Origin of the sequence: Citrobacter sp. B72 (assembly GCF_016894305.1) — a bacterium.
Classification (GTDB): Bacteria; Pseudomonadota; Gammaproteobacteria; order Enterobacterales; family Enterobacteriaceae; genus Citrobacter; species Citrobacter portucalensis.
On the sequence record NZ_CP069801.1, the window covers coordinates 4,395,389 to 4,408,919 of the forward strand.

The following is a 13,531-nucleotide window of genomic DNA, read 5'->3' on the forward strand; positions in this document are numbered from 1 at the left end:
TATGCCATGCAGCAATACTTAACGCAAGCGAATGTGTTCGGCAATGATTCATAATGTTGAGAACTGGGTTACGCTTTCGCAACATTTTCATTCGAAAATCGCGTGAGAGATAACAATTCGGGAACATTCCCCTAAAGGGAAATTAATAAGGCACTACACTATGGCTATCAGGAAACGAGATAGAGTTATGCGTCGGTTTGCCTCTTTGTTGTTGGTTATGTTTTTAAGCGCCTGTAGCGTGCTACAGGGAACGCCACAACCCGCACCGCCCGTTGCCGACCACCCGCAGGAGATCCGCCGTGACCAGAGTAATGGGTTACAGCGATTAGGGACGGTTAGCGCGCTGGTAAGAGGCTCTCCGGATGATGCGCTGGCAGAGATCCGTGCCAAAGCCGCCGCGGCTAAAGCTGATTACTACGTGGTTTTATTAGTGGATGAAACTATCGTGACAGGCCAATGGTATTCACAGGCTATTTTGTATCGTAAATAACATTGGGTTGAAATTTAGTCAGCTTTACATTGCTTTGCGCCCCTATGCGTTTACCTGTGCACAATAAACCAACAGCAGGAAGCTTGAGGTTTATTATCGCGATGGAATGCCCTGCCGTGTGTAGGGGTACGAATAATGGAGCTGACGATGAAACAATCACTTGCCTTATCCTCACTGCTGCTTTCTGCCGGACTGGTAGGTACTACGGCGCAGTCTGCCGAATTCGCCAGTGCTGACTGTGTTACTGGCCTGAACGAAATTGGCCAGATATCTGTCAGTAACATTGCAGGAAATCCGCAGGATGTAGAACGTGTTGTCGCGTTAAAAGCGGATGAACAAGGTGCCTCATGGTATCGGATCATTCAAATGTACGAAGATCAGCAGCCCGACAACTGGCGCGTACAGGCCATACTCTATGCTTAACACATTGCCGGATGGCGTAAACTTATCTGAGCTACAGTGAACTGTAGACATGATAAGACGCGAAAGCGTCGCCATCAGGCATATTATTACCGTAATCCCCCCGTTGCCCGCAGAAGCAAATCATTCAGCACCTGCTCAGACAATCGTAGTCCCCCCCGCGTATCAAGCATCATTTGGCACCAGGCCTGCGCCACTGGTGGAGAGGCATAGCGCAACATCTGCGCTCCGCAACCAAGCTGGAAAAGCTGCTGCGTAATCTCCCGCCCCAATGCCTCGCTGGGTTTACGTAAACGCTGCTGGAGCTGACGTACCATTCGATCGTAATGTCGGTCTTGCCCTTTGACTTCCGCAAAGGCTTCACTGAGCATCTCGTATATGCCGGGTTGTTTGGTCAGTACCCGCAATACATCAAGGCACATAATGTTGCCAGAGCCTTCCCAGATACTGTTTACCGGCATTTCACGATACAAACGCGGCAGCTCGCTCTCCTCGCAATAGCCAATCCCACCCAGCACTTCCATCGCCTCTGCCACAAATGGCATACCGCTTTTGCAAACGGAGAATTTCGCCGCTGGCGTGAACAACCTGGCCCACAGCGCTTCTTTAGCATCAGCACGGCGGTCCCAGGCCCGCGCCAGTCGAAACAGTAACGCCGTTTGACCTTCCAGTTGGAGCGCCATCCGACCTAACACTTGACGCATCATCGGCTGTTCAATCAATGGCTTGCCAAAAACCTGTCGCTGGTGAGCATGGTAAATCGCGACGGAAAAAGCACGCCGCATCATACCGTGACTACCGAGCGCACAGTCAAAACGCGTCATCCCCCCCATTTTCAGGATATGGCGTATACCTTCCCCTTCGTCACCCAATAGCCAGCCAATCGCATCGTGGAATTCAACCTCGCAGCTGGCGTTGGAGCGGTTGCCTAACTTATCTTTCAATCTCTCAAGACGGATAGCATTACGCTGCCCGTCAGGTAAAAATCGCGGCACAAAAAAGCAGGATAATCCCCCCTTAGCCTGGGCCAGCACTAAATGGGCATCGCTTTGCGGCACGGAGAAAAACCACTTATGTCCCACCAGCCGATACGAGCCGTCAGCAAGACGTTCTGCCTGAGTGGTATTGCTCAGCACATCTGAACCACCCTGTTTCTCAGTCATGCCCATGCCGATAAGCAGCCCACGCTTTTGCCTACCTGGCAGTAAATGCGAGTCATAACGGTCGCTTAGCAGCGGCGTAAGCCAGTCGTGAAAGGGGGCGGGTAACATCTGAAGTAACAGCGGCGTGGCGGCAAAAGTCATGGTCACCGGACACAACGTGCCAGCTTCCACCTGCGCATGCAGCATGAAACGGGCCGCCCGGGCAACAAATGTTCCCTGCCTCGCATCTTCTTCCCAGGCCAGATTATGTACGCGGTTGGCGCATAATCCCTGCATCAGCAAATGCCAGGCAGGATGAAAACGCACATCATCCAGCCGCTGCCCCTGCGGGTCGTAGCGCAACAGTTCAGGTGGAAAAGCATTGGCCAGACGCCCCAGTTCGAGCGACTCGGCAGTCCCTAGCTGCTGACCAATACTGGCAAGAAGATCGCTGTCCCAACCAGCGCCTTCGCGGATAACCGCTTCGCACAGTGCGCCGTCGGACAAATATAAGTTACTGTTATTGAGCGGTACAGGTTGGTTAAAAACGGTATGCGTTTGCCAGTGCATTGTGTCTCCCTCCGTCAATGGCCGTCGCTTTAAGTATGGTCAGAACCACATTATTCGCGACGGAGGGAGATCACAAAAGTACGGTTAGCCCGCAATATAATGAGGAATAAAACGAGAAGTATCTTTAGTGATCAAAGTATTATCCTCGCGGATCCCCATACCACAGGCTTCATCATCCACGATCCAACTGCCAATCAACGTGTAGCTGTCGCCAAAGCGCGGTAATGGCTGAAATGCCTGATAGATCATCGGTTCTTCCGCGTAATCACCCTCAGCATGCTCCACTATCTGCTGCTGACCATCAAAAATGGTGACGTTACCCCCCTCTCGAGAAAATATCGGTTTGCGTACATAGCTTTCACCAGCCGCAATTTGTGGCGTTTCACCGTCAAACCAGGCAGGCAGCAGGTTGGGATGGTTGGGAAAAAAATGCCACAGCAAAGGCATTAGCCCTTTATTGCTGAGAACACTCTTCCACAACGGCTCAACCCACTGTTCGCGGCGATGGCGCAGCAAGGGGCCATTCTCATCTCGCATCATCCACTCCAGGGGATAGAGCTTAAAGGCGCGACGAATGACGTTATCGTCAAGGTCAGTGAGAACGCCGCCAACGCCAAGACCCAGATCCTCCACGTAAATAAACCGTGATTCTTGCCCGGCCTGCTGCGCGCAATCCTGTAAATACAACACCGTGGTACGATCTTCGTCAGTATCTTCGCAGCAGCAAAAATAGAAGGGCTCTGGGCTATAAAGCTCAGCAAAACGGGAGATTAGCCGCTCCTGAATGGCGTTGTACTGGTCGGCGTCGCGTGTGATCACCCCGCTGCGACGCGCATCTTCCAGCCATAGCCACTGGAAATACGCTGACTCATAAAGCGACGTTGGCGTATCCGCGTTGTACTCCAGCAGCTTGACCGGGGCGTTATTTCCGCACCAGACAAAATCCATGCGGCCGTACAGGGAGGGATCGCGATTGCGCCAGCTTTCGGCAATAACGTCCCAGTACAGCGGCGGGATCGCCAGTTGCTGCATAATCTGTTCGTCGTTAACTGCTCGTTCGACGACATCCAGACACATCTGGTGCAGTTCCGCAGTGGGTTTTTCGATCTGCTCTTCCACTTGCCGGAGCGTAAAGCGGTATGCCCGGCTCTCATCCCAGTATATCTCGTTATCGATAATATGAAAATCAAAGCCGTGATCGTAGGCGATCCGGTCCAAATCCTGGCGAACAGGGACATCATGTCGCAGCATCGTTAACCTCCCCAGTGCCCACGCGCGCTGGACGAACGCCCGTAGCCGCCGCGTGAAACCGTCGAGACTTTCTTCGTCGTATAACTATGGCTGGTTGCAGTATCATGTTTTCCACTACCGGAACGCCAACTGTAATCCCCGGAAGTCGTACGCCAGACCGGGCGCGAAGCATAGGAAGAACCGCCGCTGCTATAAACATATTGTTCGTCGCGATTTTTGCGAATGACGCGGCTGAGTAAAAAACCGGAGAATATCGGCACCCAGCTTTGATCGGTACTATCGAGATAGCAGTCGCCAAACTGCGTCTGACAGCTCTGCTTGTTCATTTGCTTTGGCAGGCTGGAGTAGAACTCTGTTTTCGCATTGTTCCAGCCATCGGCACAAACAGTGGCGCTATTGCCATCGTCAATGCATTCACTCACTGCAGAGTAAAAAGTACCGTCACCATCATTATCGGTATTGCCGTCATCAGCACATCCTTTGAGGACAAAAAATGCCGCTCCGCCCATAATGGCCAGCGTCAGGTATTTTCCACTGTATCGGCTGCGTTTTTTTGCATAGGGGTTCGCCGGGCGCCCAATTCGCGTGATGGCAGAATGCCCTGGCACCCTGTTTTTGTTTCCAGATTTACGTTTTCTTGCCATGATCGTCCATTACCATGTCATGCAGGCGGCGTTAAAAATGCCCCCCGCCAGGGCAGCAGTCCCCATAAATAATCCCGCTGCAGTATTATGGTTAATAATTTTTTCACTCAGTGCCGGCATGTATAAACGCACACCGCCGTAAATGACGAGTTGTATCACCAGCGCGATGCCGCCCCAGGCGAAATAATCCGGAATGCTGACGGCGTTAATTGCCGCGCTGGATAATGGAATAACGTAGCCCAGCAACGTGCCGCTAAAGGCCAGTGACGCTGCCGTATTATTGTTTTTAATCAGTTGCCACTCGTTGTGCGGCGTGATTTTTGAGTATATAAACAGAAAAACGATCACCATGGCCGCGCCAATAAAAAAATAGGCACAAAAAGCCAGTAATGAATCCAGTATGTGCATTGTGTAACCTTCCCTGAAATTAACCAATTACATTAAGTGATGTTAATGGAATATCTACACCCAGCGCCCGTGAGAATACCCACTCTGGCTCTCCCTGCTCATTAAACGACTCTTCACCGTTCAACAGCAGGTATTCCCATGTATCCTCTGTAACCTGTCGCTGATAGCCCATGGTAAAATTATGTACATTCCATATGGCATGCTGATGATTTTCTACTTTTTCCAGCATATAAACCGGCTCAATGTTCCCCGGTTCTTCCTCGTTAAAAAAGCGTTGCCAGCGCTCTTCCTGCCAGCTCAGCACCGGGGTCCCTATTGCAGAAGGGCTAATGGCAGACTGCCAGTGTTTTTTCTGCGAAATCCCGTAACTTTCCGCATAAACAAAGAATTTGATATCGTCGATATCATCAATGTCTGAGCCGCCCGTGGTATTAATTTGCAGAAACTCTTCTCCGGACGTGTAGTAGCGAAAAATCTGGCTTCCGCCGCCTAAATCAATGTGGCTGGCGGCTGCAACGGTGTACTCCTCACCAGGCAATTCGATCAATAGTGACTCTTCAAGCAGACGAAATGCCAGCGTGTTAAGCGTAAAACCAGCATTCAGATGTAACCCTAACGGCCCGCGAGCTGGCGCAACAGCAGCCTCTTTACCAAATAAACGCCGGATAAAACTCGTCATCATTTTCCCTCTATCTCCATCCATGCAATCTCTTTCGCCAGAATGCGGCTGTTACCTATCAAATGCAGCCACATACCGCCCTTTACCTCTGTCGAAATGACCGGATTTAATTCCATACCCCGACCATTTTTGCAGCTGCTAATACCCAAAACTGTGGCATCGTGGCGAAGCTTCATATAACGCATGAGATCGCCATAACGAATTGAAACGACCTCCTCAGGTATTGGCACGGCAAACCCTGTATCACCCAGCATGGGATTCATGATGGATGCGACCGACTGCGAAGACCCCGGATCCTGAATGGATCGAGAAAGCTGCTCAGCGGAGAGATTGCGCACAATTTCAATACGTGGACAATGAACTTCCAGCAATCCTGCGTAACGCTCATCTTCCATATAAGCAACCACATGGCATTGTTCAGGAATCGAATCCGCCAGTGAAAGCGCGATGGTGAACGTGAGTTCATCTGTACGAGCAAATATGATCGCACTCTGGCAATTGCATAACCCCATACGAGCATGCTCTTGCGGGTCATTAAAATTACGTATACGAATGAAATCGACCCAGTTATTTCCCGACAAAGGATGCTGTATGTCATCGGATTCACACAGGAGCACCCGCTCAAAAACACGCCGGGTGTCATACAGCAGCAGCGATATCATTTTTTCCGTCTGGTGGCCTCGCCAGCCGACCACCAGCATATGGTTTCGCAAATGCCGATAATCTCCCATCCCCATCATTCCTTTTGCTAACATCCCTTGCACCAGGCCGATAACCTTTCCCATTAATGCGCCAAATAAACCAACGCTGACAGGAATTTGCCAGATCGCCGTAAAAATCCGGCCTGCCGCAGTTTGCGGACTGATGTCGCCAAAACCCAATGTTGAGCCGACGACTGAGCAGTAATAGATAAAATCGCTCAGACGACCCACCAGCGTTTCTTCACTCAGTAATCTCAGCACCAGGTAACAAAACAGGTACTGCCCAGCGAACAGGCCGAATAATGCAGGCCAGGTCAGTCTTGAAAGATGTCGTTGGCACGTTTTGATGACCCAGGTAAACAGCATTACTCGCCTTGCTGACGCTGCAGTCGTGCCAGTACATCCTGAGCCGAACTTTTATTGCTCGCCCCAATGCCGGCTTCGGCCAGCTTCTCATCCAGGTCACGCCCATCCGCAACCTTTTCCAGCTGCGCAGCGGCATCCAGACGGGCCTGACGCTCTGCCTGTCGCGTTTGCAAACGCTTGAGCGACTCTGCGGCTGTAGACACACTCGAAGACGCGCCTACGGTTGAGGTAGTCACTGCCTGCTGGGCGCGCTGCATCGCTTCCGTCGCCTTTACCACCTCAAGCTGCTGTTCAAACTGTGCAATCCGTTGTGCGGTTGCACTCACCGCTTTTTCAACGCCATCCCGCGACACTTCAAGGTTAGCGAGTACTTGCTCTTCTGCAGCAATGACATTCTCTAAGCGGGCAATTTCTTCAGCAACTTCGTTGATCAGTGACGGGTTAGCGTTTTTACTCAGCGCTTCCAACACTCGTGTTTCCAGACTGGATTTACGCTCACGCAGATCGTTCAACTTGTCATTACTCAGCCTCACGCGCGCCAGCAGGTCTACTCGTGATTTTCCGGCTTTATCCAGCTCACCTTTCGCATCACGGATATGCTGCTCCAGCATGCGGACCCCCTGCGCTTCTTCAATTGACTCTTCCGCCTGAGAAAGCACGGACTTACCGAGGGTAAACAGGCTTTTTAAAATTCCCATAAATAGCGTTCCTTGTTATTCGTGAGTGTATTCTTCAGTGATTTCAGCCAGATCTAGCGCGTTTTCCGCAAGCGTAGTCATCTCCAGCACTACATCATCAAGTGATGAATTAAGCGAAAGTGCTCCAAATGCGACGTAATATTCATCCTGCTGAACGCGAGAAATCCCCACGGAAGACAGAGGAAGAAGTTTCTGATTACGTAATAAGAAAATATTGAATTCATTTTTCTGATTAATACTGCAGACAGGACAAATAACTGTTTCAATAATTATCTGGCGGGATGTGAATAAAATACCGAGTGATAAATCACCATAATCATTCATTTTGATAATTAATGATTGCTCGTTATATTCAATATCTATATTTAATTCAGGAAGAGTTTGTACTGCTTCAGCAAGCAACTGCGGAGTCCATGCCATATATTATCCATATATAATTCAATTAGAAATAAATGAAATGAATATCATTTCCTACCCTTTATCATACTCGTTTAAAATAAAAAAAAGCCACCCGAATCCGGGTGACTTTGTCTGAAAAATAAGTTTAGCCGCGCTGGCGGACGGCTTCAAACAGGCAGATGCCCGTCGCAACTGAAACGTTCAATGACGAAACGCTCCCTGCCATCGGGATGCTGATCAGTTCGTCACAGTGTTCGCGAGTCAGACGGCGCATACCTTCACCCTCTGCGCCCATCACCAGCGCCAGACGACCGGTCATTTTGCTCTGATAGAGAGTATGGTCGGCTTCACCTGCGGTTCCGACGATCCAGATATTCTCTTCCTGCAGCATACGCATGGTGCGCGCCAGGTTGGTCACGCGGATCAGCGGTACGCTTTCTGCCGCACCACAGGCCACTTTTTTCGCCGTCGCATTCAACTGTGCGGAACGATCCTTCGGTACGATTACAGCATGTACGCCAGCAGCATCAGCGCTACGCAGGCATGCACCCAGGTTATGCGGATCGGTGACGCCATCGAGAATCAAAAAGAACGGCTGATCGAGCGTAGCAATCAGATCCGGCAGATCGTTTTCCTGATACTGACGGCCCGGCTTCACGCGAGCAATAATCCCCTGATGTACCGCACCCTCGCTTTTCTCATCCAGAAACTGACGGTTAGCCAGTTGAATGACAACACCCTGTGCTTCCAGTGCGTGGATCAGCGGCAGCAGGCGTTTATCTTCACGACCTTTGAGAATAAAGACGTCCTGGAAGCGCTCAGGCGCACGTTCCAGCAGGGCCTGCACCGCATGGATGCCGTAAATCATTTCACTCATGAATGTACTCGTTAATAGTTTATGCGTAACGCCGGGCAACGCGAAGGTTGCCCGACTTACAGTCTATGGCTGTTATTGTGCGACTTTCTTTTTCGCCGCACGTTTAGCTTTAGTGGCGGCAGCAATTTTAAGCGTTTTTGCCGAGGGCTTTTTCGCTTTTTTATCGCCTTTCTTCTCAGCCGCATTCTTATCCGCCTGAGGTTTGGCTCTGCCTTTCTTCTCGCCGCGGAAAGCGCTGTCCGGCTCGAAATTCACCTTTTTGCCCATCTGACGACGTTTACCGGTATTTTTACCCGCATCGCCTTTTTTGGCTTTTTCGCGGGCGGTTTTACCTTCATTACGCGGCGCACGTTCGCTGGAGATCAAGCTGAAGTCGATCTTACGCTCGTCCATGTTGACTGCTTCCACGCGAACTTCCACGCGATCGCCCAGGCGATACATCTGGCCGCTGGACTCCCCCGTCAGGCGCTGCCCAACCTGGTCGAAACGATAGTAGTCGTTATCCAGAGAGGAGACATGCACCAGACCGTCGATAAACAGTTCATCAAGACGGACAAAGAAACCAAATCCGGTCACGCTGGCAATCACGCCTTTGAAGACATTACCCACCTGGTCCAGCATGAAGTCGCACTTCAGCCAGTCAGAGACATCGCGCGTAGCTTCATCAGCACGGCGCTCGGCCATCGAACAGTGCTGACCCAGTTGCAGCATCTCTTCCATCGAATAATGGTAGCCACCGGTTTCCGTGGTGTTGCCCTTATGGCCCTGCTCCTGCGCCAGCAGATACTTAATCGCCCGGTGCAAGGAGAGATCCGGGTAACGACGGATCGGTGAAGTAAAGTGTGCATAAGATTGCAGCGCCAGGCCAAAGTGACCACGGTTTTCCGGATCGTAAATCGCCTGCTTCATCGAACGCAGCAGCATGGTTTGCAGCATTTCTGCGTCAGGACGGTCAGCAATCGACTCCAGCAGTTCAGCGTAATCACGCGGCTCAGGTTTGTTGCCACCAGGCAGCTCCAGCCCCAGTTCTGCCAGGACGGAACGGAACGAGTTAATCGCTTCGGTCGTCGGCTTATCGTGAATACGGAACAGTGCTGGCTCTTTGGCTTTCTCAACGAATCGCGCCGCTGAGATGTTCGCCATGATCATGCACTCTTCAATCAGCTTGTGTGCGTCGTTACGCTGCGTCTGCTCGATACGCTCAATACGGCGTTCAGCATTGAAGATAAACTTCGCCTCTTCACTTTCAAACGAGATACCGCCACGCTCTTCACGGGCCTTATCCAGCACTTTGTAGAGGTTATGCAGCTCTTCAATGTGTTTAACCAACGGTGCGTACTGCTCACGCAGCTCCTGGTCGCCTTGCAGCATATGCCAGACCTTGGTGTAGGTCAGACGCGCATGGGAGCTCATGACCGCTTCGTAGAATTTAAAGCCAGTTAAGCGGCCTTTCGACGAAATGGTCATTTCACAGACCATACACAACCGGTCCACCTGCGGGTTGAGTGAACACAATCCGTTAGACAGCACTTCCGGCAGCATCGGAACTACCTGCGACGGGAAGTAAACGGATGTGCCACGGCTACGCGCTTCCTGGTCCAGCGGAGTCGGCGGGCGAACGTAATAGCTTACGTCAGCAATCGCCACCCATAAACGCCAACCACCGCCGCGTTTCTTCTCGCAGTAGACCGCATCGTCGAAGTCGCGCGCATCTTCGCCATCGATAGTCACCAGCGGCAGGGAGCGCAGATCGACACGTCCTACTTTCGCCTCTTCCGGCACTTCCTCTTTCAGCCCGGCGACCTGTTTCTCAACCGCCTGCGGCCAGATATATGGAATTTCATGAGTACGCAGGGCCATATCAACGGCCATGCTGGTTCCCATGTTGTCACCCAGCACTTCAACAATTTTACCCACCGCTTTAGTGCGGCGAGTTGGACGCTGGGTCAGTTCAACGACAACCACAAAGCCCATACGAGCGCCCATTACCTCTTCCGGCGGGATCAGAATATCGAAGCTCAGGCGGCTGTCGTCTGGGACGACAAATCCAACACCAGCGTCGGTGAAGTAGCGGCCGACAATCTGGCTGGTTTTCGGCACCAGTACGCGCACAATACGCGCTTCGCGGCGACCTTTACGGTCCGCGCCCAACGGCTGCGCCAGCACCTGATCGCCATGAATGCAGGTTTTCATTTGCTCGCTGGACAGATACAGGTCATCTTTGCGGCCTTCAACGCGCAGAAAGCCGTAGCCATCACGGTGGCCAATAACGGTACCTTTCAGCAGGTCGAGACGCTCCGGCAGCGCATAGCATTGACGACGGGTGAAGACCAGTTGTCCGTCACGCTCCATCGCGCGCAGGCGACGACGCAGCGCTTCTTGCTGCTCTTCACCTTCAATATTGAGTTCAGCGGCCAGCTCATCGCGGTTGGCCGGCTTTTCACGTTTAGTTAAATGTTCGAGGATAAATTCCCGGCTCGGGATAGGATTCGCGTATTTTTCTGCTTCGCGTTCCTGGAAAGGATCTTGTGACATGTCGGTTCCTCCGTCATCATCGCTGCTGGCGGGAGTCGTTACTCCACCAGCAATAATTTATAAAGCGGTTGATTCTTTTCAACCAAATCAGCAAGTGTGTAGTTGTCCAGTTCCGTGAGAAAACTTTGCACTGCTTTAGAAAGCGCCTGTTTGAGTCGACAGGCCGGGGTAATGTGGCAAAACTCGCTGCTACAGTTGACCAACGATAAGGGTTCCAGCTCGCGAACCACATCACCAATACCAATATCCTTAGCGGGTTTACCCAGGCGGATACCGCCATTTTTTCCTCGAATAGCAGTAACAAAGCCCGCCCGGCTAAGTTGATTGATTATTTTGACCATATGATTACGGGACACGCCGTAGACTTCTGTCACCTCAGAAATACTGGTCATACGTCCTTCGGGAAGTGACGCCATGTAGATTAGCGCACGTAATCCGTAATCGGTGAAACTTGTTAACTGCACATCAACCTCAGGAAAAGGGATAAAACGGATATACCTGGTAGTATTAATTACATTGATGATAAACCAGCCACCAGCCAGGTCGCTAATTTATTTCAGTTCGGGAAGGAAAAAAGCGAGGAACTTACGTGATTTTAAGCCGGGTTCTGATGCAAAGCACCTTATCCGGCATAAATTAGTGCAAGCGCAGCGCCGTTTGACGCTACGCTATAACCAGAATTATGCGTCGAACGGGTCGCGCAGGATCATGGTTTCAGTACGGTCTGGGCCAGTTGAGATAATATCAATCGGCACACCGGTCAGTTCTTCAATACGCTTGATGTAGTTCAGCGCTGCCTGCGGCAGACCGCTACGTTCCTTCACGCCGAAGGTGGATTCAGACCAACCCGGCATGGTTTCGTAAATCGGCTCGATACCTTTCCAGTCGTCAGCTGCCAGCGGAGTAGTCGTTACTTCGCGGCCATCCGGCATACGGTAAGCAACACAGATTTTCACCTCTTTCAAACCGTCCAGTACGTCCAGTTTGGTCAGGCAGAAGCCAGACAGGGAGTTAATCTGTACTGCACGGCGTACAGCAACGGAATCCAGCCAACCGGTACGACGACGACGACCGGTGGTCGCGCCATACTCGTTACCTTGTTTGCACAGGAACTCGCCAACGTCATCAAACAGCTCAGTCGGGAACGGACCCGCACCTACACGAGTAGAGTAAGCTTTGATGATACCCAGAACGTAGTCCACATAACGTGGGCCCAGGCCGGAGCCGGTTGCCACGCCACCTGCGGTGGTGTTGGAGGACGTTACGTACGGATAGGTACCGTGGTCGATATCCAGCAGCGTACCCTGCGCACCTTCAAACATGACGAAATCGCCACGCTTACGCGCCTGGTCCAGCAGATCGGAAACATCAACAACCATTGAGGTCAGGATGTCGGCGATAGCCATCACATCATCCAGCACTTTCTGGTAGTCAACTGCTTCAACTTTATAGAAATTCACCAGCTGGAAGTTGTGATATTCCATCACTTCTTTCAGTTTTTCAGCGAAAGTTGCTTTATCAAACAGATCGCCAACACGCAGACCGCGACGAGCTACTTTGTCTTCATAAGCCGGACCGATACCACGACCGGTAGTACCGATCGCTTTCTCGCCACGCGCTTTCTCACGAGCGTTATCCAACGCAACGTGATAATCAAGGATCAGCGGACAAGCTTCAGACAGCAGCAGGCGCTCGCGAACCGGGATACCACGATCTTCCAGTCCTTTCATTTCTTTCATCAGCGCGGACGGAGACAGAACAACACCGTTACCGATGATGCTGATTACGTTTTCGCGAAGAATGCCTGATGGAATAAGATGGAGGACGGTTTTTTCACCGTTGATTACGAGAGTATGGCCTGCGTTGTGACCACCCTGGTAGCGCACAACATATTTAGCCCGTTCAGTCAGAAGATCGACGATCTTCCCTTTACCTTCGTCACCCCATTGGGTGCCCAGTACGACGACGTTGTTACCCATTTTTCAAAATCACCGTTTGCTTAAAAATGGATTCTACCACCGCTTTTTCAGATATACAGCACTTTTTGCATGCGAAAATCCGCAAATTAGTCTACTTATTGATCAGCCAATCGTTTTCCTCAACATGTAGTAGACCACAACGCCCGCAACCACAAGACCTCCACCAAAACGACGCAAAATATTTTCGGGAAGTTGCGCCATTGCAGAGATCATCTTCTTCCATGCGCTGGGATAAAGCATCGGACCCAGCCCTTCCAGCACCAAAACCAGCGCGAGCGCCAGCAAAATTGTTGAATTCATCCATCGCCCTTATATAAAAAGAAAACCACCGCATCCCTGGAGATGCCGGTGGTTTTGCTGCTTTAAAACCGC

Annotated in this window: 15 protein-coding genes; 2 read left to right on the forward strand and 13 right to left on the reverse strand. The window is 51.3% G+C overall.

Translation table 11 applies throughout. The annotated features are described in order from the left end of the window. Positions 1-160: 160 nt before the first annotated feature. Positions 161-490, forward strand: a complete 330-nt coding sequence (gene bsmA, locus JQN59_RS21030; protein ID WP_057066585.1) for a biofilm peroxide resistance protein BsmA — start codon at positions 161-163, stop codon at positions 488-490. 147 nt (positions 491-637) lie between these two features. Then, positions 638-913: a DUF1471 family protease activator YjfN gene (gene yjfN, locus JQN59_RS21035; RefSeq protein ID WP_003830465.1), complete on the forward strand. Its 276-nt coding sequence runs from the start codon at positions 638-640 to the stop codon at positions 911-913. 86 nt (positions 914-999) lie between these two features. Here the strand turns inward: yjfN and JQN59_RS21040 are convergent, their stop codons facing one another. The 13 genes from JQN59_RS21040 to JQN59_RS21100 all read right to left on the reverse strand — a co-directional run bounded on the left by JQN59_RS21040 (position 1,000) and on the right by JQN59_RS21100 (position 13,459). Next, the gene (locus tag JQN59_RS21040; RefSeq protein WP_149607489.1) at positions 1,000-2,622 is read right to left on the reverse strand and encodes an isovaleryl-CoA dehydrogenase; all 1,623 of its coding nucleotides are present in this window, start codon (positions 2,620-2,622) and stop codon (positions 1,000-1,002) included. A gap of 84 nt (positions 2,623-2,706) precedes the next feature. Beyond that, positions 2,707-3,873 (reverse strand): glutathionylspermidine synthase family protein, encoded by a 1,167-nt coding sequence (locus tag JQN59_RS21045; RefSeq protein ID WP_149607488.1) that lies wholly within the window; start codon positions 3,871-3,873, stop codon positions 2,707-2,709. Positions 3,874-3,875: 2 nt separating this feature from the next. After that, on the reverse strand, positions 3,876-4,517 hold the full coding sequence (locus JQN59_RS21050) for a DUF1190 domain-containing protein (RefSeq protein WP_048215084.1): 642 nt from the start codon (positions 4,515-4,517) through the stop codon (positions 3,876-3,878). A gap of 9 nt (positions 4,518-4,526) precedes the next feature. After that, positions 4,527-4,925 carry a DUF350 domain-containing protein gene (locus JQN59_RS21055; RefSeq protein WP_003830474.1) on the reverse strand — a complete coding sequence of 133 codons (399 nt, stop codon included), beginning with the start codon at positions 4,923-4,925 and terminating at the stop codon, positions 4,527-4,529. Positions 4,926-4,944: 19 nt separating this feature from the next. After that, on the reverse strand, positions 4,945-5,628 hold the full coding sequence (locus JQN59_RS21060; RefSeq protein WP_149607487.1) for a DUF2491 family protein: 684 nt from the start codon (positions 5,626-5,628) through the stop codon (positions 4,945-4,947). Continuing rightward, positions 5,604-6,671, reverse strand: coding sequence for a potassium channel family protein (locus JQN59_RS21065; RefSeq protein WP_149607486.1), 1,068 nt, complete (start codon positions 6,669-6,671; stop codon positions 5,604-5,606). The genes JQN59_RS21060 and JQN59_RS21065 overlap by 25 nt, the downstream gene beginning before the upstream one ends. Then, positions 6,671-7,369: a PspA/IM30 family protein gene (locus JQN59_RS21070; RefSeq protein WP_126957062.1), complete on the reverse strand. Its 699-nt coding sequence runs from the start codon at positions 7,367-7,369 to the stop codon at positions 6,671-6,673. Before JQN59_RS21070 ends, JQN59_RS21065 begins: the two co-directional genes overlap by 1 nt. Before the next feature lie 15 nt (positions 7,370-7,384). Further along, on the reverse strand, positions 7,385-7,789 hold the full coding sequence (locus tag JQN59_RS21075; RefSeq protein WP_048215087.1) for a YjfI family protein: 405 nt from the start codon (positions 7,787-7,789) through the stop codon (positions 7,385-7,387). Positions 7,790-7,913: 124 nt separating this feature from the next. Further along, complete coding sequence (gene rlmB, locus JQN59_RS21080; RefSeq protein WP_003830482.1) at positions 7,914-8,645, reverse strand: 23S rRNA (guanosine(2251)-2'-O)-methyltransferase RlmB; 732 nt, start codon at positions 8,643-8,645, stop codon at positions 7,914-7,916. A 72-nt stretch (positions 8,646-8,717) separates the two neighbouring features. Next, positions 8,718-11,180, reverse strand: coding sequence for a ribonuclease R (gene rnr / locus JQN59_RS21085; protein ID WP_048215088.1), 2,463 nt, complete (start codon positions 11,178-11,180; stop codon positions 8,718-8,720). Between the two features lie 38 nt (positions 11,181-11,218). Beyond that, the gene (gene nsrR, locus JQN59_RS21090) at positions 11,219-11,644 is read right to left on the reverse strand and encodes a nitric oxide-sensing transcriptional repressor NsrR (RefSeq protein ID WP_003830485.1); all 426 of its coding nucleotides are present in this window, start codon (positions 11,642-11,644) and stop codon (positions 11,219-11,221) included. A 216-nt stretch (positions 11,645-11,860) separates the two neighbouring features. Next, positions 11,861-13,159 carry an adenylosuccinate synthase gene (purA, locus tag JQN59_RS21095; protein WP_003025606.1) on the reverse strand — a complete coding sequence of 433 codons (1,299 nt, stop codon included), beginning with the start codon at positions 13,157-13,159 and terminating at the stop codon, positions 11,861-11,863. A 102-nt stretch (positions 13,160-13,261) separates the two neighbouring features. Continuing rightward, a complete protein-coding gene (locus JQN59_RS21100; protein ID WP_003025602.1) occupies positions 13,262-13,459 on the reverse strand; it encodes a DUF2065 domain-containing protein in 198 nt (65 codons plus the stop codon). Positions 13,460-13,531: the final 72 nt, after the last annotated feature.

What these genes read in the sequence shown, in the direction of transcription:
- bsmA (WP_057066585.1), top strand. Translation starts at nt 161, where the DNA reads ATGGCTATCAGGAAACGAGATAGAGTTATGCGTCGGTTTGCCTCTTTG.
- yjfN (WP_003830465.1), top strand. Translation starts at nt 638, where the DNA reads ATGAAACAATCACTTGCCTTATCCTCACTGCTGCTTTCTGCCGGACTG.
- JQN59_RS21040 (WP_149607489.1), bottom strand. Translation starts at nt 2,622, where the DNA reads ATGCACTGGCAAACGCATACCGTTTTTAACCAACCTGTACCGCTCAAT.
- JQN59_RS21045 (WP_149607488.1), bottom strand. Translation starts at nt 3,873, where the DNA reads ATGCTGCGACATGATGTCCCTGTTCGCCAGGATTTGGACCGGATCGCC.
- JQN59_RS21050 (WP_048215084.1), bottom strand. Translation starts at nt 4,517, where the DNA reads ATGGCAAGAAAACGTAAATCTGGAAACAAAAACAGGGTGCCAGGGCAT.
- JQN59_RS21055 (WP_003830474.1), bottom strand. Translation starts at nt 4,925, where the DNA reads ATGCACATACTGGATTCATTACTGGCTTTTTGTGCCTATTTTTTTATT.
- JQN59_RS21060 (WP_149607487.1), bottom strand. Translation starts at nt 5,628, where the DNA reads ATGGATGGAGATAGAGGGAAAATGATGACGAGTTTTATCCGGCGTTTA.
- JQN59_RS21065 (WP_149607486.1), bottom strand. Translation starts at nt 6,671, where the DNA reads ATGCTGTTTACCTGGGTCATCAAAACGTGCCAACGACATCTTTCAAGA.
- JQN59_RS21070 (WP_126957062.1), bottom strand. Translation starts at nt 7,369, where the DNA reads ATGGGAATTTTAAAAAGCCTGTTTACCCTCGGTAAGTCCGTGCTTTCT.
- JQN59_RS21075 (WP_048215087.1), bottom strand. Translation starts at nt 7,789, where the DNA reads ATGGCATGGACTCCGCAGTTGCTTGCTGAAGCAGTACAAACTCTTCCT.
- rlmB (WP_003830482.1), bottom strand. Translation starts at nt 8,645, where the DNA reads ATGAGTGAAATGATTTACGGCATCCATGCGGTGCAGGCCCTGCTGGAA.
- rnr (WP_048215088.1), bottom strand. Translation starts at nt 11,180, where the DNA reads ATGTCACAAGATCCTTTCCAGGAACGCGAAGCAGAAAAATACGCGAAT.
- purA (WP_003025606.1), bottom strand. Translation starts at nt 13,159, where the DNA reads ATGGGTAACAACGTCGTCGTACTGGGCACCCAATGGGGTGACGAAGGT.
- JQN59_RS21100 (WP_003025602.1), bottom strand. Translation starts at nt 13,459, where the DNA reads ATGAATTCAACAATTTTGCTGGCGCTCGCGCTGGTTTTGGTGCTGGAA.